General features: G+C 70.3%; 18 protein-coding genes and 1 pseudogene. 11 read left to right on the top strand and 8 right to left on the bottom strand.

Annotation, left to right across the window (positions count from 1 at the left end; all coding sequences use genetic code 11):
- Window positions 1-5: 5 nt before the first annotated feature.
- From ACWPN7_RS19730 to ACWPN7_RS19745, 4 genes are all read right to left on the bottom strand, one after another.
- Complete coding sequence (locus ACWPN7_RS19730) at window positions 6-449, bottom strand: (deoxy)nucleoside triphosphate pyrophosphohydrolase (protein ID WP_051140063.1); 444 nt, start codon at window positions 447-449, stop codon at window positions 6-8.
- Window positions 449-967, bottom strand: a complete 519-nt coding sequence (locus ACWPN7_RS19735; protein WP_459196057.1) for a GNAT family N-acetyltransferase — start codon at window positions 965-967, stop codon at window positions 449-451. Before ACWPN7_RS19735 ends, ACWPN7_RS19730 begins: the two co-directional genes overlap by 1 nt.
- A 16-nt stretch (window positions 968-983) precedes the next feature.
- Window positions 984-2,222: a bifunctional glutamate N-acetyltransferase/amino-acid acetyltransferase ArgJ gene (gene argJ / locus ACWPN7_RS19740; RefSeq protein ID WP_201044652.1), complete on the bottom strand. Its 1,239-nt coding sequence runs from the start codon at window positions 2,220-2,222 to the stop codon at window positions 984-986.
- Window positions 2,223-2,388: 166 nt separating this feature from the next.
- Window positions 2,389-3,360, bottom strand: a complete 972-nt coding sequence (locus ACWPN7_RS19745) for a peptidylprolyl isomerase (protein ID WP_407823652.1) — start codon at window positions 3,358-3,360, stop codon at window positions 2,389-2,391.
- A 433-nt stretch (window positions 3,361-3,793) separates the two neighbouring features.
- On the opposite strand from ACWPN7_RS19745, the gene secA reads away from it, so the two are divergent.
- The 3 genes from secA (at window position 3,794) to ACWPN7_RS19760 (ending at window position 8,932) form a co-directional block, all read left to right on the top strand.
- Window positions 3,794-6,544 (top strand): preprotein translocase subunit SecA, encoded by a 2,751-nt coding sequence (gene secA / locus ACWPN7_RS19750; RefSeq protein WP_201043784.1) that lies wholly within the window; start codon window positions 3,794-3,796, stop codon window positions 6,542-6,544.
- A 134-nt stretch (window positions 6,545-6,678) separates the two neighbouring features.
- Window positions 6,679-7,125, top strand: a complete 447-nt coding sequence (mscL, locus tag ACWPN7_RS19755; RefSeq protein WP_103039819.1) for a large conductance mechanosensitive channel protein MscL — start codon at window positions 6,679-6,681, stop codon at window positions 7,123-7,125.
- A gap of 253 nt (window positions 7,126-7,378) precedes the next feature.
- Window positions 7,379-8,932, top strand: a complete 1,554-nt coding sequence (locus ACWPN7_RS19760) for a DEAD/DEAH box helicase (RefSeq protein WP_247874881.1) — start codon at window positions 7,379-7,381, stop codon at window positions 8,930-8,932.
- 88 nt (window positions 8,933-9,020) lie between these two features.
- Here the strand turns inward: ACWPN7_RS19760 and ACWPN7_RS19765 are convergent, their stop codons facing one another.
- Together ACWPN7_RS19765 and ACWPN7_RS19770 are read right to left on the bottom strand one after the other, a co-directional pair.
- Window positions 9,021-10,028, bottom strand: coding sequence for a cobalamin biosynthesis protein CobD/CbiB (locus ACWPN7_RS19765; protein WP_051657729.1), 1,008 nt, complete (start codon window positions 10,026-10,028; stop codon window positions 9,021-9,023).
- Between the two features lie 7 nt (window positions 10,029-10,035).
- Window positions 10,036-10,599: an ankyrin repeat domain-containing protein gene (locus ACWPN7_RS19770; RefSeq protein WP_038525827.1), complete on the bottom strand. Its 564-nt coding sequence runs from the start codon at window positions 10,597-10,599 to the stop codon at window positions 10,036-10,038.
- Window positions 10,600-10,703: 104 nt separating this feature from the next.
- Here ACWPN7_RS19770 and ACWPN7_RS19775 point away from each other — a divergent pair, with 104 nt between their 5' ends.
- From ACWPN7_RS19775 to ACWPN7_RS19785, 3 genes are all read left to right on the top strand, one after another.
- Complete coding sequence (locus tag ACWPN7_RS19775) at window positions 10,704-10,850, top strand: hypothetical protein (RefSeq protein ID WP_014239193.1); 147 nt, start codon at window positions 10,704-10,706, stop codon at window positions 10,848-10,850.
- An 83-nt stretch (window positions 10,851-10,933) separates the two neighbouring features.
- Window positions 10,934-11,539 (top strand): hypothetical protein, encoded by a 606-nt coding sequence (locus tag ACWPN7_RS19780; RefSeq protein ID WP_038525829.1) that lies wholly within the window; start codon window positions 10,934-10,936, stop codon window positions 11,537-11,539.
- Window positions 11,540-11,643: 104 nt separating this feature from the next.
- Window positions 11,644-12,411 (top strand): sulfite exporter TauE/SafE family protein, encoded by a 768-nt coding sequence (locus ACWPN7_RS19785; RefSeq protein WP_459196056.1) that lies wholly within the window; start codon window positions 11,644-11,646, stop codon window positions 12,409-12,411.
- A gap of 18 nt (window positions 12,412-12,429) precedes the next feature.
- Here the strand turns inward: ACWPN7_RS19785 and ACWPN7_RS19790 are convergent, their stop codons facing one another.
- Entirely contained in the window at window positions 12,430-13,326 is an 897-nt protein-coding gene (locus tag ACWPN7_RS19790; RefSeq protein WP_038525832.1) for a methyltransferase domain-containing protein, read from the bottom strand.
- Window positions 13,327-13,418: 92 nt separating this feature from the next.
- Between ACWPN7_RS19790 and ACWPN7_RS19795 the strand changes: the two genes are divergently transcribed.
- From ACWPN7_RS19795 to ACWPN7_RS19810, 4 genes and pseudogenes are all read left to right on the top strand, one after another.
- Complete coding sequence (locus tag ACWPN7_RS19795) at window positions 13,419-13,685, top strand: flagellar biosynthetic protein FliQ (RefSeq protein WP_035669536.1); 267 nt, start codon at window positions 13,419-13,421, stop codon at window positions 13,683-13,685.
- Window positions 13,686-13,699: 14 nt separating this feature from the next.
- Entirely contained in the window at window positions 13,700-14,443 is a 744-nt protein-coding gene (locus ACWPN7_RS19800) for a ComF family protein (protein WP_459196055.1), read from the top strand.
- Between the two features lie 89 nt (window positions 14,444-14,532).
- Window positions 14,533-14,787 (top strand): annotated as a pseudogene (gene grxC / locus ACWPN7_RS19805) (glutaredoxin 3); the annotation flags it as partial.
- 4 nt (window positions 14,788-14,791) lie between these two features.
- Window positions 14,792-15,628, top strand: a complete 837-nt coding sequence (locus tag ACWPN7_RS19810) for a carbon-nitrogen hydrolase family protein (RefSeq protein WP_459196054.1) — start codon at window positions 14,792-14,794, stop codon at window positions 15,626-15,628.
- A gap of 7 nt (window positions 15,629-15,635) precedes the next feature.
- On the opposite strand, the gene ACWPN7_RS19815 is transcribed toward ACWPN7_RS19810, so the two are convergent.
- On the bottom strand, window positions 15,636-16,244 hold the full coding sequence (locus ACWPN7_RS19815) for a class I SAM-dependent methyltransferase (RefSeq protein WP_459196053.1): 609 nt from the start codon (window positions 16,242-16,244) through the stop codon (window positions 15,636-15,638).
- A 132-nt stretch (window positions 16,245-16,376) separates the two neighbouring features.
- Between ACWPN7_RS19815 and ACWPN7_RS19820 the strand changes: the two genes are divergently transcribed.
- Complete coding sequence (locus ACWPN7_RS19820) at window positions 16,377-16,901, top strand: DUF1178 family protein (protein ID WP_103039815.1); 525 nt, start codon at window positions 16,377-16,379, stop codon at window positions 16,899-16,901.
- The last annotated feature ends 122 nt before the right edge of the window (window positions 16,902-17,023 follow it).

The raw sequence follows: 17,023 nt of genomic DNA on the forward strand, positions 1-17,023 counted from the left end.
GCCGGCTACAGCAGGTCGCGCAGCATCGCCACCAGCGGCACGTCGGCGGGGGGCATGGGGTAGTCGCCCATGCGGTTCGGGTAGACCCAGGCAAGCTTTTGCCCCTCCCGCGCCATCACGTCGCCCTCCCAGACGCGGCAGACGAACAGCGGCATCAGCAGGTGGAATTTTTCGTAGCTGTGCGAGGCGAAGGTGAAGGGGGCGAGGCAGCTCGCCGCCGTGTCGATGCCCAACTCCTCCTTCAGTTCGCGGACCAGGGCGGCTTCCGGGGTCTCACCCGCGTCCACCTTGCCGCCGGGAAACTCCCACAGCCCGGCCAGCGACTTGCCGGGCGGGCGCTGGGCCAGCAGGACGCGGCCGTCGGCGTCCACCAGGGCCACCGCGACGACCAGCAGGGTCGGCAGCGAACCGGGGGCTGGGGTGGAGGAAGGATCGAAGCAGGCCGGCATCACGCGGTCTCCGGGGTGAGGAACCGCCAGCGTCCGGCGGTCAGTTCATATTGGTCGGCGGCGTCGAGCGGCAGGAAGCCGACCTTGTCCAGCACGCGGCGGGAGCGGTGGTTGTCCGGCGCGGTCCGCGCCCACAGGCGGGGCAAGCCCAGCGCGAAGGCGGCGGGGATGACGGCCCGCAGCATCTCGGTGGCATAGCCGACTCCCTGGTGAGGCTGGCCCAGCCAATAGCCGACCTCGCCGTCCGCCAGGATCACGCCGATGCCGCCCACCGGCTGCCCGTCGTCCTTACGGATCGCCAGCAGGTCGAGCGACGCGCGCTCCGCCCGGTTGCGGGCGGCCAGGGCGACCCAGGCGCGCCCGTCCTCCGGGCCGTAGGGATGGGGCACGCGGGCGAGCCAGCGCGCCACCTCCTGGTCCCCGATCAGCGGCGCGAAACGCTCCACATCCTCCAGGCGGAAGGGGCGGAGCGTCAGTCGCGCCGTGTCGAGGCGGTCGGGCAGAGGCGCGCCGGTCATGGTCTCCGCTTCGATCTCAGCTCCGGTAGGAGCCGTTGATGTCGATGTAGCCGTGGGTCAGGTCGCAGGTCCAGACGCGGGACGTGCCAGTGCCGATGCCCAGGTCGATGTGCACGTCGATCTCCTGGCCCTTCATGTGGGCGGCGACCGGCGCCTCGTCGTAGCCCGGAACCTCCATGCCCTCGGCGCAGATCAGCGTGCCGCCGATGGTGATCTTGATGAGGTCGCGGTCGGCCCGCTCGCCGGCCCGCCCGATGGCGGCGACGATGCGGCCCCAGTTGGCGTCCTCGCCGGCCAGCGCGGTCTTGACCAGCGGGGAGTTGGCGACGGTGAGCGCGATGCGCTTGGCGGCAGCGTCGCTCTCGGCGCCGACCAGCGTGATGGAGACGAACTTGGTCGCCCCTTCGCCGTCGCGCACGATCTGCAGCGCGAGGTCGAGCATCACCTCCTCCAGCGCCTTGCGGAAGTCGGCCAGCTCCGGCGCGTTGGCGTCGGTCACCGGGGCGTTGCCGGCCTTGCCGGTGGCGAACAGCAGCAGCGTGTCGCTGGTCGAGGTGTCGCCGTCCACCGTGATGGCGTTGAAGCTGCGCTCGGTGAACTCCGACAGCATGGACTGCAGCGCCGGGGCGGCAATGGCCGCGTCGGTGAAGAGGAAGCCCAGCATGGTCGCCATGTCCGGGGCGATCATGCCGGAACCCTTGGCGAAGCCGCTGATCGTCACCGTCGTCCCGCCGATGGCGACCTGACGGGTCGAGCCCTTGGCGAAGGTGTCGGTGGTCATGATGGCCCGCGCCCCGGCCTCCAGCGCCGCCGAGTCGTCCTTCAGCGCCGGGACCATGCCCGGCAGGACCTTGGCGATGGCGTCGGCGGCCAGCGGGATGCCGATCACGCCGGTGGAGGCGACGTAGACCTCGTCGGTGGCGCAGCCGGCGATCTTGGCGGCGGCCTCGACGGTCGCCTGGACGGTGGCGTCGCCGGCCTTGCCGGTGAAGGCGTTGGCGTTGCCGGCGTTGACCACGACCGCGCGGGCCGAGCCGCGGGGCAGGCTGTCGCGGCACCAGATCACCGGGGCGGAGCAGGTCAGCGACTTGGTCAGCACGCCGGCCACCGTCGTGCCCTCGTCAAGCACGGCCAGCATCAGGTCGTCGCGGCCCTTGTATCGGATGCCGCTGTTGGCGGTGGCGATGCGCACGCCCGCGACGGGCGGGAGCGTCGGGAAGCCGGCGGGTGCCAAGGGGGAGACGGTCGTGGCCATGGGGACGGGCTCGTGGGGCTGGTGGAGCGGGGAGTGTTGGACGGTGATTGGGATGCAAGGCGCTTGCCCCCACCCTAACCCTCCCCCGCTGGGCGGGGGAGGGGGCCAATCTCCCTCCCCTGCGTCAGCGGGGGAGGGGCGGGGTGGGGGCAACCGCTGCCGGACCTTAGTTCTTCTTCGGCTCTTCCGCCTTCGGGGCGGTCTGGGCCGGCGCGTCCGTGGCCGGGGCCGGCTCTTCCTTCGGCATCGGCGAGCCGTCGAGCTGGAAGGTCTCGACCTTGGCGACCTTGCGCAGATCATCCACGACGTTGGTCACGATGTCCTTGCTGAGCTGCTGCTCGAGCTGCGGCTTCACCTCGTCCAGGGACGGCTGCGGCTGGGTGCGCTTGTCCTCGACCTTGATGATGTGCCAGCCGAACTGCGTCTTCACCGGCTCCTTGCTCACCTCGCCCTTCTTCATGGCGAAGGCGGCGTCGGCGAAGGGCTCGACCATCGTGTCCTTGGTGAAGTAGCCGAGATCGCCGCCCTGCTCGGCAGCCACCGGGTCCTTCGACTTCTCCTTGGCCAGCTTGGCGAAGTCGCCGCCCTTCTTGAGCTGGGCGATGATCGCCTTGGCCTCATCCTCCTTCTCGACGAGGATGTGGGCGGCCTTGACCTCTTCCTGGGCCGGGTTCTGCTTCAGGAAGGCCTGATAGGCCTCGTCCAGCTTGGCCGGGGTGATGCGCGACTGCACTTCCTTCTGGATGTAGGCGCGCTGCACCGCGCGCTCCTCGGCGCGCTTGATCTCGTCCTTGACCTCCGGCGTGCCGGCGAGGTTGGCCTTGTAGCCGGCCTCGGCCACCAGCTTGGAGTTCACGAGCTGCTCGATCACCGCCGGGTAGATCATCTCCAGCGGCATCTGCTGCACCTGCGGCGGAAGCTGGGCGACCATGCGCTGGACGTCGGAGCGGTGGACCGCCTCGCCGTTGACGCGCGCCACCACCGGATCGGCGTCCGCCGGGGCGGGGGCGGCCTGCGCGGCGGGGGCGGGCGTGGCCGCGGGGGCCGGAGTCGGCGCCGGAGTCTGGGCGTGTGCGGCCAGCGCGAGGCCGCAGGCGGCCATCGACAGCAGGGCGGCGCGGAACACTCGATTCACCATGGAGTCTTTTCCTTCCGGCGGATGTGTCTTGTCACGGTCAATGGCATGACAGGCAAAGGTGTGACAGAACGTCTTATGATTGGCGGCGGCCGTTGATTTGGTGGCGGCTGTGCGGACGATCCGGCCCCGCGCCCGAATCCGCGGGGGATTAAGCATGGGTTCGCGGCGCGGGGCAAGCGGTCGTGATGAGCGGCCATGCCGCCGTCCTTCGGCCCCTTGCTTCGACCGTGTTCAAGGCGATATGGCGGCGGAACGGTGGTGCTTCCAGGGTGCGCCACACGCCGATCCCCGCCTCATGCAGGGCCGGCACCCCCGCGATGCCCCCCTCAAAGGGCCGGGCAAAGGGGCGGGTCTCGTTGACAGAAACTTGCTTCGGGCCTATGTGAGACCGGTCAAAAAGCCGGCTTCACGACGTTCCACCCCCGAGGTTTTCATGTTCGGTGCTCTCGCCCGCAAGATTTTCGGCACCGCCAACACGCGCACCGTCAAGGCGCTGCAAAAATCCGTCCAGCAGATCAACGCGCTGGAGCCCGAGTTGGCGGCGCTCTCCGACGACGCGCTGCGCGCCCGCACCGATTGGCTGCGCGGCCGGCTGTCGCAGGGCGAGACGCTCGACGCCATCCTGCCCGACGCCTTCGCCACCGTGCGCGAGGCGGGCAAGCGCGTGCTGGGGCAGCGGCATTACGACGTGCAGCTGATGGGCGGCATGGTCCTGCACCAGGGCAAGATCACCGAGATGCGCACCGGCGAAGGCAAGACGCTGGTCGCCACGCTGGCCGTCTATCTGAACGCGCTGGAGGGCAAGGGCGTCCACGTCGTCACCGTGAACGACTATCTGGCCTCGCGCGACAGCGCCTGGATGGGCCGCATCTACGGCTTCCTCGGCCTGACCACCGGCTGCATCGTGCACGGGCTGGACGACGAGGAGCGCCGCGCCGCCTACGCCGCCGACATCACCTACGGCACGAACAACGAATTCGGCTTCGACTATCTGCGCGACAACATGAAGTTCCGGCTGGAGGACATGGTCCAGCGGCCCTTCAACTTCGCCATCGTCGACGAGGTCGACTCGATCCTGATCGACGAGGCGCGCACCCCGCTCATCATCTCCGGCCCGTCGACCGATTCGTCGGAGATGTACGTGCAGGTGGATCGCCTGATCCCGCAGCTGACGCGGGACGACTACGAGTTGGACGAGAAGAACCGCACGGTCAGCCTGTCCGAGACCGGGCAGGAGCATATGGAACAGCTTCTGTCCGAGGCCGGGCTGCTGAAGGCGGGCGGGCTGTACGACATCCAGAACGTGGCGCTGGTCCACCACTCCCAGCAGGCGCTGCGCGCCTACACGCTGTTCCAGCGCGATAAGGACTACATCGTCAAGGACGACAAGGTCATCATCATCGACGAGTTCACCGGCCGCATGATGGAGGGCCGCCGCTATTCGGAAGGCCTGCACCAGGCGCTGGAGGCCAAGGAGAAGGTGACGATCCAGCGCGAGAACCAGACGCTCGCCTCCATCACCTTCCAGAACTACTTCCGCATCTACCCGAAGCTGGCCGGCATGACCGGCACGGCGATGACCGAAGCGGCGGAGTTCGCGGAGATCTACGGCCTCGAGGTCGTGGACATGCCGACCAACGTGCCGGTCCAGCGCAAGGACATGGACGACGAGGTCTACCGCAAGGCGTCGGAGAAGTACGACGCGATCATCGACCTGATCGAGGACGCCCGCAAGCGCCAGCAGCCGGTGCTGGTCGGCACCACCTCCATCGAGAAGTCGGAGCTGATCGCCGAGCTGCTGAAGAAGCGCGGCATCCCGCACAATGTGCTGAACGCCCGCCACCACGAGCAGGAAGCCTACATCGTCGCGCAGGCGGGCCGTCCGGGCGCCGTCACGGTCGCCACCAACATGGCCGGCCGCGGCACCGACATCCAGCTCGGCGGCAACGTCGAGATGCGCATCCAGATGGAGTTGGCCAACCTGCCGGAGGGGCCGGAGCGCGAGGCCAAGGTCAAGCAGATCGAGGCCGAGGTGGCCGAGGCGCGCGAGCTGGTCAAGCAGGCCGGCGGCCTCTACGTCGTCGGCACGGAGCGGCACGAGAGCCGCCGCATCGACAACCAGCTGCGCGGCCGTTCGGGTCGCCAGGGCGATCCGGGCGCCTCCAAGTTCTTCCTGTCGCTGGACGACGACCTGATGCGCATCTTCGGGTCGGAGCGCATGGACGGCATGCTGCAGCGCCTGGGCCTGAAGGAGGGGGAGGCGATCATCCACCCCTGGATCAACAAGGCGCTGGAGAAGGCCCAGACCAAGGTCGAGGCCCACCATTTCGAGGTGCGCAAGAACCTGCTCAAGTTCGACAACGTCATGAACGACCAGCGCAAGGTCGTCTATGAGCAGCGTCGCGAGATCATGGACACCGAGGACATCGCCGAGACCGTCCTGGAGATGCGCCATCAGGTCATTTCCAACATGGTCAACAAGGCGATCCCGCCGAACTCCTACTCCGAGGCCTGGGACATCGCCGGCCTGCACGAGGAGGTGAACCGCCTCCTGGGCATGGACCTGCCGGTGGCCGACTGGGCCAAGGAGGAGGGCATCGCCGAGCCGGAGATCGAGGAACGCGTCCGCGAGGCCGCCGACCGCAAGTATGCGGAGAAGGTGGAGACCTACGGCGCCGACACGATGCGCCATGTGGAGAAGAGCCTGCTGCTGCAGATCCTCGACCAGGAATGGAAGGATCACCTGCTCCAGCTCGACCATCTCCGCCAGGGCATCTCCTTGCGCGCTTACGCCCAGAAGGACCCGCTGAACGAGTACAAGCGCGAAGCCTTCGAGCTGTTCGAGACCATGCTGTCGACCCTGCGCGAGCAGGTGACCGCCGTGCTGATGCATGTCGAGATCCGCATTGCCCCGCAGCCGGAGGAGCTGTACGCCCGTCCGCCGCAGGAGATGCACGAGGGCCGCGACGATCCGGCGCTGGCGATGGCCGAAGCGGGAGCCGGGGCCGCTCAGGGCTACCCGCCGGCCGACGCGCCGCTGCCCGCCGGCATGGTCCGCCGCGAGGCCACCGCCTCGGTGGTGCCGGGGGCCGACCCCAACGCCTGGGCGAACACGCCGCGCAACGCGCCGTGCCCCTGCGGCTCGGGCCAGAAGTACAAGCACTGCCACGGCAAGGTCGGCTAAGCGCCGCCGCGAAGAACGCCGCCGGGGATGTTTCGGAAAGGGCCGGGCCGCAGGGTCCGGCCCTTTCCTTTTGCGGCCCTGGAAACTTCGGCTGGGCTGTGGCGTTCTTCCGGTCAACAAGCGGGAGCGCAGCCATGTTGCAGGAGTTCAAGACCTTCATCAGCCGCGGCAACGTCGTTGAACTGGCCGTCGGCATCATCATCGGCGCGGCCTTCACCGGCATCGTCAACTCGCTGGTCAAGGACATGCTGATGCCGCCCATCGGCTGGGTCATGGGCGGGATCGACTTCTCCAACTACTTCCTGAACCTGTCCGGCGGCCATTACGAGAGCCTGTCCGCGGCGGAGGCGGCGGGGGCGGCGACCATCAACTACGGCCGCTTCATCAACGCCCTGATCAACTTCTTCATCGTGGCGGGGGCGCTGTTCCTCATCGTGCGGCAGGTCAACCGCCTGCATTTCCTCCAGGATTCCAAGCCGAAGGCGCCGCCCCGCCAGGAGGTTCTGCTGGAGGAGATCCGCGATGCGCTGCGCGCACGGCAGGCACCCGCCCCGGGGGACACGACGCGACCGGGGGCGTGAAAGAATCTTCTTGGATTGTGCAGCGCAACCCATTATGTAAGGCGTCTTGATCGCTGGAGGCTCGCGCGTCTCTTGAGCGAGACGCGCTTTGATATTGCGGGATGGCCTTCCTTGGGACCCGGTCGCCCGTTGCTTCGGACAGACGCCTCTCCCTCTTCCGACCTCCTCCCGGCGAAAACGCCGGCGTTCCACCGCTCACCATCCTGGTGCGGCGGCCGTGCGCCGTCTTGGTCCTGAGGAAAGGTTACCCTACTTGTCGTCCATCGAAATCACCGCCGCCGACGCCCTCGTTGTTGAGACCGCCGTCGCCGAGACTTCTGTCGTCGAGACTGCCGTCACCGAGGTTGCCGTCGCCGACGAAACCGTGACCGACACCACTGAAACCGTTACCGCCAACGCTTTCGCCGGGCTGGGCGTTCACCCGCTCGTCGTGAAGGCGCTTGAGGCGTTCGAGTACAACACCCCGACCCCGGTCCAGGCCGAGGCGATCCCGCCGGCCCTGGAAGGCCGCGACATCCTGGCGACCGCCGAGACGGGCACCGGCAAGACCGCCGCCTTCATGCTGCCGGCGCTGACCCGCACCGTCGAGCTGCCGCGCCTCGGCGTGGCCGCCCCGCGCGTGCTGGTTCTGGCCCCGACCCGCGAGCTGGCCAAGCAGGTCACCGACGCCGCCCGCAAGTACGCCAAGTTCATGAAGTACAACATCGTGGACGTGGTCGGCGGCATGCCCTACCGCGACCAGCTGCGCCTGCTGTCGCGCGCGGTGGACGTGATGGTGGCCACGCCGGGCCGTCTGCTCGACCATGTGTCGCGCAACCGCATCGACCTCAGCGCCGTCGAGGTGCTGATCCTGGACGAGGCGGACCGCATGCTCGACATGGGCTTCCTGGACGATGTGGAAACCATCGCCAAGTGCTGCCCGGACAACCGCCAGACGCTGCTGTTCACCGCCACGCTGGACCGCCGCATGGCCCAGCTCGCCGGCAACCTGCTGCGCAACCCGGTGCGCGTCGCCGTGGAAAGCGCCACCACCTCGGTGAACGTCGAGCAGCGCCTGCACCATGCCGACGACATGGACCATAAGCGCCGCCTGCTGAAGCACTTCGCGGACCTGCCCGAGGTCGGCAAGGCGATCATCTTCGCCGCCACCAAGCGCGACGCCGATGCGCTGGCCGAGGAGCTGAGCGACGCCGGCCACGCCGCCGCCGCCCTGCACGGCGACATGGACCAGTTCAAGCGCAACCGCACGCTCCAGCGCCTGCGCACCGGCCAGGTCCGCCTGCTGGTGGCGACCGACGTGGCGGCGCGCGGCATCGACGTGCGCGACATCACCCACGTCATCAACTTCGACCTGCCGCGCTCGGCGGAGGACTATGTCCACCGCATCGGCCGCACGGGCCGTGCGGGCGCCTCGGGCGTGGCGATCTCCTTCGCCGCCCGCGCCGACCGCGACGCCCTGTTCCGGATCGAGCGCTACACCGGCACCCGCCTCGACATCCACGTCGTTCCGGGCCTGGAGCCGCAGCGTCCGTTCCAGACCGGCGGCGGCGGCCGTCCGGCGGGCCGTTCGGGTGGCCGTCCGGGTGGCGGCAACGGCGGCGGCTACAACAAGAAGCCGTGGGTGCGCAACGCCAACGGCGGCGCCGAGGGCGGCAAGCCGAACGGCGCCCCGGGTGGCCGTCCGCAGGGTCGTCCGATGAACCGCAACGAGCATGGCCGCAGCGACCATGCCCGCAACGAGCACGGCGGTCACGCCCGCCGCGACTCCCAGGGCGGCAAGCCGGCGCACCGGGCGTCCAAGTGGTAACAGCGGTTCGCCGCTGACATGAAAAAGGCGCGGTCCCTCGGGGCCGCGCCTTTTTTCTTGGGATGACCGTGGCGACGGGGGCAGGGCTTTACAACCCCGCGATCCCCCACAGCAGCAGCGCCACCAGCAGCGCCAGGATCAACCCGGCCACGGCGTAGACCGCCAGCGCCCGCCCGATGTCGGCGGCGGTGGCCCGGGCGCGGCCCTCGCCGATCCAGGGTTCGGTGATGACCACGCCGCCGTCGCGGTGCGGCCCGCCCAGCGCCAGACCCAGCGCGCCGGCCATGGCGGCGGTCGGCCAGCCCATGTTGAGGGAAGCCGCCTTGCCGCCGTCCCGCATCATCGTGCGGAAGGCGCCGCCGGCCTTCGCTCCGGCAAAGGGTGCGGCCAGCGCCAGGAGAACCGCCGCCAGCCGCGCCGGGATGGCGTTCAGCGCGTCGTCCAGCCGCGCCGCGGTCTGGCCGAACCGCTCGTGCCGCACGCCGGCGTGGCCCAGCGCGGTGTCGGCGCCGTCCACCACCGCCCAGACCAGCAGGCCGGGCACGCCGAGCAGGGCGTAGCCGAAGACCGGGGCCACCAGCTTGCGGGCGAAGCCCTTGGCGGCGGCCTCGATGGCGGCGCGGGCGATGCCGTGCTCGTCCAGGCTGAAGGCGTGGCGGCGGGTGAGGGGGGCGACGGCGTCCCGCGCCGGGGCGACGCCGCCCTTGTCCAGGGCACGGCGCACCGCACGCACCCGCGCCCAGGCGCTCCGCCCGCGCAGGGTGGCGAGGATCACCGCCAGTTCCAGCAGCCAACCGCGGCTCTGCGCGCCGATCCGCTCGACGATCAGGCCAATGGCGACGGCGGCCAGCACGAGCGCCAGCACGACCAACGCGCCGCGCAGCAGGCGGGCGGTCTTGCCGCGCTCCACCCGGTTCAGCCGCCGGTCGGCCCAGGCGCAGACGCGTTGCGCCAGCGCCGCCGGGTCGGGCAGGACGCGCCCGATCCAGTCGCCCGCGGCGGCGTCGATGGCCAGGGCCAGCAGCAGCAAGAACAGCGGCCCCGGACCGTTCAGGGGGGCGGCGCCGAGGACGGAGGTGAGCAGGGCGTCGCCCATCGCGGCCTCAGCGCGCGCCGGCCTGACGCAGCAGGTTCGCCACGCGGGCGTTGCGGCTGTCCTGCGCCCAGCTCAGCGTCGTGCGGCCGGTGAAGTCGGAGCGGTCGGCCTGCGCCCCGGCCTTCAGCAGCCGCTCCACCAGATCGACGCGGCCGAAGCGCGCCGCGGTCATCAGCGGGGTGACGCCCTGGCGGTTGTCCTGGTCGACCTTGGCGCCTTTGGCCAGCAGGAGGTCCACCGCCTCCGGCGTGTCGGCCTCCACCGCGTAGTGCAGCGGGGTGTTGCCGGACTTGTCGGCGCGGTTGGGGTTCGCCCCGCCGTCCAGCAGCAGACGCACCAGCTCGGGATGGCCGTTGCCGATGGCCACCAGCAGGACGGGGCGCCCGTTGGAATCGACCTGATTCGGGTTCTCCCCCTTCAGCAGCAGCAGCCGCAGCGCGCTGACGTCGTTGGACGCCACCGCCTTGACCATGGAGGGACCTTCCAGGAGGTTGATCTGGGCCAGGGCCGGCGTGGCGACGGGGGCAGTCAGGCCGAGGGCCAGCAGGCTGAGCATCAGCAACCGTTTCATGGCGCGTCCTTTTGTGCGATCCGTGTGTGATCCGTCTTTCGGCCGGGGATACTATCCAGTTTGGCCCGGTTTGGCGACGGCGACCCGCTGCAATGGAGCCGCCCATGGTCCGCAACCCGCTCGCCCGCCACATCGCCCTGTTCCTGGCGGTGAAGGCCGCGCTGATCGCGCTGGGCCTGTGGTGGTTCCTCGGGACCATGCCGGAGCCGCGCGGCGTGGTGACTCCGCCCGCCGCCGCGGCAAAGCCCTGACGCCGCCTGGTGTCACGGCGGGAACCTCCGCTCCGCGCCCATGGTTGAAGCTCAACCGGGAAGCGCAACAGGGGAAGACCGCCATGACCTTCGAGAACGATGTGAACGCGAACCGCTCCGCCGGCCATCTGCGCGGCGCCGTGCGCGAGGCCGTGGGCATCTTCGCCAGCCGCGACGCCCTGCAGAAAACCGTCGACGAGCTGACCCTGGCCGGCTTCCAGCGCCATGAGCTGAGCGTGCTCGCCAACGACCAGACCATCCGCGACCATCTCGGCCATGTGCCGGAGCGGGCGGAGGACATCGCCCATGATCCCGACGCGCCGCGCCAGTCCTACGTCTCGCCGGAGGATGTCGGCAGCGTGAAGGGCGTGGCGGTCGGGTTCCCGGCCTATGTCGGGGCGATCCTGGCGACCGGCGCCGTCCTGGCGACCGGCGGCACGGCCCTGGCCGCGGCGGCCGCGGCGGCGGCGGCGGGCGTGGGCGGCGGCGCCATGGGCTCGGTCATGTCGAACTGGCTGACCGACAAGCGCAACGAGCCGATGCTCCAGCACCTCGACAAGGGCGGCATCCTGCTGTGGGTCAATCTGGCCGACGCCGGGCGTGAGCAGCAGGCGCTGGAGATCATGAACCGCCACGCCGCGCAGCCAGTGGAGGTGCACGAGGTGGCGCAGTCCGGTTCCGAGACCTGATCCCGAAGACCGACCCGGCGCGGGCTGGAGCGCGTTGACTCAGGTCATGGCCTTCGCGGCGGGCTTCCCCTATACACGGGCGGTCTTCCAACCGGAGGTCCGCCTTGGACGCCCACTCGGCCCTGACGCTTCTCGAAGCCGGCCTCAACCAGTGCGCCGTCGTCATCGACCGCGACGGCGGGCTGCTGGTTGCGCTGCTGACCGCGGGGCTGGTCGGGGGATCGACCCATTGCGCGGGCATGTGCGGCCCCTTCGTGCTGGCCCAGGTCACCGCCCGGCTGGAGCAGGTCCCGGCCTCGCGGATGAGCGAGTTCCACCGGCTGGCCGGGGCGGCAGTGCTGCCCTACCATCTGGGGCGCGGCACCACCTACACGCTGATCGGCGCAGCGGCGGCGGCGGTCGCCGGCCATGTCGGGGCGCTGCCCGGGCTGAAATGGCTGTCGGTGGCGCTGCTGGCCTTCGCGGCGCTGTTCTTCCTCGGCTATGCGGTGAAGGGGCTGACCGCCTGGGTGCCCAAGCTCGACGGCGTGGTGCAGCGCTGGTGGGGCGACCGGGTGTCCCGGCTGGCCCGCCCCCTGTTCGGCAACCCCACGGGCTGGCGCGGCTACGGGCTGGGGCTGGCGCTCGGCTTCATCCCTTGCGGCCTTCTCTATGGCGCCGTGGCGGTGGCGGCGGCGAGCGGCAGCGCGCTGACCGGGGCGCTGGGCATGGCGGCCTTCGCGCTGGGCACGCTGCCGAGCCTGCTGGCGGTCGGCCTCGCCGGGCATCTGGCGGGGCGCACGTGGCGCTCCGCGGTGGCGCGGGCGGCGCCGGTCATCATGGTGGTGAACGCCGGAGTGCTCGGCTGGATGGCGATCCGGATGATCGGGTGAACGCCTTCCCGCTCCGGATTACCGGAGCTTTTCCGCCGATCCCTTCAACGCCTCGCCCAGCGGGACCTCGCCGCAGCCAGGCTTGAGCGGCTGTTGCTGGCTTTCGTGCGGCGACCAGCCGGCCAGATAGAGGATCTGGAAGGTCGCCTCGATGCGCCCGTCCGGCTCGGCGTAGCGCTCGGCGTAGCGGCGGGCGGCGTCGAACAGCAGGGCGCGGGTGGCCGGCACCTTGCGGCGGGCCAGCACGGCGTTGGTCTCGCCCATGCCGCGCAGGTCGCGCATCAGGCGGAAGGCGTCGCTGTAGGTGACGGTGATGACGTCGCTGTCCACCACCGGCAGGGCGAAGCCGGCGCGCTGCATCAGCCCGCCGACGTCGCGGATCTCGGCGAAGGGCGACACGCGGGGCGACACGCCGCCGGCCACCTCCATCTCCGCCTCGTACAGGCAGCGGCGCAGTTCCAGCAGCGTTTCCCCGCCCAGCATGGCCGCGCAGAAGAAGCCGTCGGGCTTCAGCGCCTGCCGCACCTGGACCAGCGCGCCGGGCAGGTCGTTGACCCAGTGGAGGCTGAGGTTGCTGACCACGAGGTCGAAGGTCTCCGGCACGAAGGGCAGAAGTTCCTCGTCGGCGGCGACGGCCAGCGGACCGGCCCGCCGGGCGAAGCCGGGGGAGAGGTCGCAGGCGACCAGCGTCTCGACGCCCTTGCGCCCGCGCAGCGTCCGCCCCATCACCCCGTCGTGGGCGCCAAGGTCGAGCACGGTGGGAAAGGGCCGGGCCACATCCTCCAGCCGGTCGACGAGGCGTTCGGCGACCTCCTCGAACAGGAAGGCGTGCTCGGCGAAGGCGGGGACGGCGCGGTCGCGGCGGCGGCGGACGAGCGCGCGGTCAAAGACGGTCATGCTGTCGGGCGTGGTCATGCCCGCAATATAGCCCAGCCCCGGCGGGCTACAACCATCGGCGAAAGAGCGCCATCGTGCTATGGTCGGCCGCGAACCTGCGGGAGCTTGCCATGGGCATCGAGGAAGCCATCGGCGCCACCTACGAGGCGCTGATCGTCATCATCAAGATCACCACCCCGGTCCTCGTCGTCACCACGGTGCTCGGCATGCTGCTGACCATCTTCCAGCAGGCGACCAACATCAACGAATCGACGCTGCAGCAGGATCTGAAGATCTTCGCCACGCTGGCGATCCTGTTCATCACCGGGCCGGCGATCTACATCGCGCTGCGCGACTACACCTTCGTGATCTTCGACCGCATCGCCGGCCTGAATTGAGGGGGCGCGCCGCCATGGCCCTTCCGCAGCGGCTAGCGACCAGGGTTCTCGGGGGAATTCTCGACACGCTGCTGCCGCCGCGCTGCCTGTGCTGCGGCGGGGCGGTGGACCGGCAGGGCGGGCTGTGCGCGCCGTGCTGGAGCGGGCTGACCTTCATCGCACCACCGCTCTGCGCCGGATGCGGCACACCCTTCGACTTCGCGCTGGAGGGGGAGCCGCTGTGCGGCGCCTGCATCGCCGAGCCGCCGCTCTTTGCCCGCGCCCGCGCCGTCCTGGCCTACGACGACGGCAGCCGCCCGCTGGTCCTCGGCTTCAAGCACGGCGACCGGATCCACGCCGCCAGCGCCTACGGCGCCTGGATGGCCCGCGCCGGGGCGGAGCTGCTGGCCGACGCCGACCTGCTGGCCCCGGTGCCGTTGCACCGCCTGCGGCTGTTCCGGCGCCGCTACAACCAGGCGGCCCTGCTCGCCCAGGCGGCGGGCCGGCAGGCCGGGCGTCCGGTGATTCCCGACCTGCTGGTCCGCCGCCGCTCCACCCCGTCGCAGGGCGGGCTCGACCGCTCGGGGCGGCGGCGGAACGTGAAGGGGGCGTTCGCGGTCCGGCCGGGGCTGGAGCCGCGGGTGGCGGGAAAGCGGATCGTCCTGGTCGACGACGTGCTGACCACCGGGGCGACCCTGTCGGAATGCGCGCGGGTTCTGCTGCGCGCCGGGGCGGAGCGGGTGGACGCGCTGACCCTGGCGCGCGTCGTCAAGACGTGAGCCGTGGGTGTGAGCCATGAAAACGTAACGGGTGACGCCGTGCGGCGGTTGATCTTATAACCGTTCAAAACAGCCAAGGAGCCCTCCGCATGGCCGACGTCGTCATCTACACCACGCCCTTCTGCCCCTACTGCTCGCGCGCCAAGCGTCTGCTCGACAGCAAGGGGGTGGCGTACGAGGAGATCGACCTCTACATGCAGCCGGGCCGCCGCGAGGAGATGGTGCAGCGCGCCGAGGGGCGCATGACCGTCCCGCAGGTCTTCATCGACGGCAAGCCCTACGGCGGCTCCGACGACATCCACGCGCTGGACCGCGCCGGCAAGCTCGACCCGATCCTGGGAATCGGGGATGAGCGGCGTCCTGAAGGCCGCCTGCGTCCAGGTCAACGCGGGCACGGAAATCCTTCCGAACCTTCAGGCGGCGGGCGATCTGGTCCGCCGGGCGCGCGACGCCGGGGCGGACTTCATCGCTTTGCCCGAGAATGTCAGCATGATCGTCCAGGGCCGCGCCAAGGTGCTGGAGCGGGTGAAGACGGCCGACGAGCATCCGGCGATCCCCTTCTTTGCCGATCTGGCGCGGGAGACCGGGGCCTGGCTGCTCGCCGGGACGCTGGGCGTCCTGCTCGACGACGGGCGGGTGGCCAACCGCAGCTACCTGTTCGACGCCGAGGGGCGGGCCGTCGCCCACTACGACAAGCTCCACATGTTCGACGTGGACCTGAAGGGCGGGGAGAGCTATCGCGAATCCGCGACCTTCCGGCCCGGCGACCGCGCGGTGCTGGCCGCCACGCCCTGGAGCGGGGTGGGGATGACCGTCTGCTACGACCTGCGCTTCGCCTATCTCTACCGGGCGCTGGCCCAGGCCGGGGCGTCGATCCTGACGGTGCCGGCGGCCTTCACCGTGCCGACCGGGCGGGCGCACTGGCACACGCTGCTGCGCGCCCGCGCCATCGAGACGGGCTGCTTCCTGCTGGCCCCCGCCCAGACCGGCAGCCACGACCAGGGGCGGCTGACCTACGGCCATTCCCTGATCGTCGCGCCTTGGGGCGAGGTGCTGGCCGACGCCGAGGAGGCGGTGGGCTTTGTCCTGGCCGAGCTGGACATGGCCCGCGTCGAGGAGGCCCGCCGCATGGTGCCGGCCCTCACTCACGACCGGACCTTCACGCTCGACCGGGTCGGCTTCTGAGCGGCCGTCAGGCGGGCAGGGGCCGGGGTTCCGGGTCGCCGTCCAGGTCGTGTCCGGCCTCCAGGTCCTTGACCGCGCACAGCCGCTGCATCACCGCCGCCTTGGGCGAGGCGACCTCGCCATGCTCGTAGGCGACGACCTGGAGACGCCCGCGCGCCACCTCCAGAAGCTCGCCGCTGCGCAGCAGGAAGGCGGGGGAGGCGGGGCGGCCGAAGCGGGCGTTGCCCAGGGCGAAGGTCTCATAAAGGAGAAGGCCGCCCGGCTCCAGCGCGTCGAGGATGGCGGGGAACAGCGGGCGGTGCAGGTAGTTGGTCACCACGATCGCGGCGAAGCGGCGGTCGCGCAGCAGCGGCACGGGCGCTCCGCTCTCCAGATCGCCCTCCACCAGTTCCACCCCCGCCGTCCCGGACAGGTCGGCCACCCCGCGCAGGTCGCGGTCCAGCCCGACCACCGGGTGGTTGCGCGCCTGGAACAGCCGCAGGTGCCGCCCCGACCCGCAGGCGAGGTCGAGGACCGGGCCGCCCGCCCGCACCAGCGGCGCGAAACGCGCGACCCAGGGGGAGGGCGGACTGATCGCGGCGTGCGGCGACCCGGAGGTGGACGGCGGTGTGGACAAGGGACGGACGCTCCCGCTCTTCTCATGACGTGTGTTTGACCGCGACGCCGGCGTCGTGCTGAACTGGCAAGCGGTCACCGACCGTATATCATGACCATCCGGTCTTCTCATCCTGGAGCATCCGACGGGGACATGATCCTCTTCGTTCTGAAATGCACGGCCGACCACCGGTTCGAAGCCTGGTTCCGCAACGGCGACGCCTACGAGACGCAGGCCGCCGCCAAGGCCATCGCCTGCCCGGTCTGCGGCGACACGCACATCACCAAGGCCCCCATGGCCCCGCGCATCGCCAAGGGGGGGCGCGCCAAGGACGACGCGGCCCGGGAGGGCGGCGCGCCGGAGGCCGCGCCCGCGGCGGGCGGCGGCGCGGTGGCCCCGGCCGCTTCCCCGGCGCCGGCGACCCCGTCGGTGCCGGCGGAACTGCGCGAGCGTTTCGCGGCGGAAGTCATGCGTCATTTGACGGAAGTTCGCCGCACGGTTGAAACGAATTGCGATTACGTCGGGGACCGCTTCGCCGAGGAGGCGCGGCGCATCCATTACGGCGAAACCGATCCGCGCGGAATCTATGGCGAGGCCACCGACAAGGAAGCGGAGGAGTTGAAGGAGGAAGGTGTGACTTTTGGTCGCATACCTTGGCTTCCGCGCACCAATTCTTAAGCCCACGCTTCACAATATTTCGTGCACCCCTTGCCCTTTCGCTGCCATGGGTTAGTGAACGAACCTCCGGAACAACGGCCGCGGGCTGCGTCAAGGCGCTTTTTAGCGGTTGGCCTGCATCA

The organism is Azospirillum sp. UENF 312511 (genome assembly GCF_058780635.1).

Coding starts and splice junctions, on each gene's coding strand:
- argJ (WP_201044652.1), bottom strand. CDS start 2,222: ATGGCCACGACCGTCTCCCCCTTGGCACCCGCCGGCTTCCCGACGCTC.
- ACWPN7_RS19735 (WP_459196057.1), bottom strand. CDS start 967: ATGACCGGCGCGCCTCTGCCCGACCGCCTCGACACGGCGCGACTGACG.
- ACWPN7_RS19765 (WP_051657729.1), bottom strand. CDS start 10,028: ATGGGCGACGCCCTGCTCACCTCCGTCCTCGGCGCCGCCCCCCTGAAC.
- ACWPN7_RS19810 (WP_459196054.1), top strand. CDS start 14,792: ATGAGCGGCGTCCTGAAGGCCGCCTGCGTCCAGGTCAACGCGGGCACG.
- ACWPN7_RS19730 (WP_051140063.1), bottom strand. CDS start 449: ATGCCGGCCTGCTTCGATCCTTCCTCCACCCCAGCCCCCGGTTCGCTG.
- ACWPN7_RS19745 (WP_407823652.1), bottom strand. CDS start 3,360: ATGGTGAATCGAGTGTTCCGCGCCGCCCTGCTGTCGATGGCCGCCTGC.
- mscL (WP_103039819.1), top strand. CDS start 6,679: ATGTTGCAGGAGTTCAAGACCTTCATCAGCCGCGGCAACGTCGTTGAA.
- ACWPN7_RS19800 (WP_459196055.1), top strand. CDS start 13,700: ATGGCCCTTCCGCAGCGGCTAGCGACCAGGGTTCTCGGGGGAATTCTC.
- ACWPN7_RS19780 (WP_038525829.1), top strand. CDS start 10,934: ATGACCTTCGAGAACGATGTGAACGCGAACCGCTCCGCCGGCCATCTG.
- secA (WP_201043784.1), top strand. CDS start 3,794: ATGTTCGGTGCTCTCGCCCGCAAGATTTTCGGCACCGCCAACACGCGC.
- ACWPN7_RS19770 (WP_038525827.1), bottom strand. CDS start 10,599: ATGAAACGGTTGCTGATGCTCAGCCTGCTGGCCCTCGGCCTGACTGCC.
- ACWPN7_RS19795 (WP_035669536.1), top strand. CDS start 13,419: ATGGGCATCGAGGAAGCCATCGGCGCCACCTACGAGGCGCTGATCGTC.
- ACWPN7_RS19790 (WP_038525832.1), bottom strand. CDS start 13,326: ATGACCACGCCCGACAGCATGACCGTCTTTGACCGCGCGCTCGTCCGC.
- ACWPN7_RS19820 (WP_103039815.1), top strand. CDS start 16,377: ATGATCCTCTTCGTTCTGAAATGCACGGCCGACCACCGGTTCGAAGCC.
- ACWPN7_RS19775 (WP_014239193.1), top strand. CDS start 10,704: ATGGTCCGCAACCCGCTCGCCCGCCACATCGCCCTGTTCCTGGCGGTG.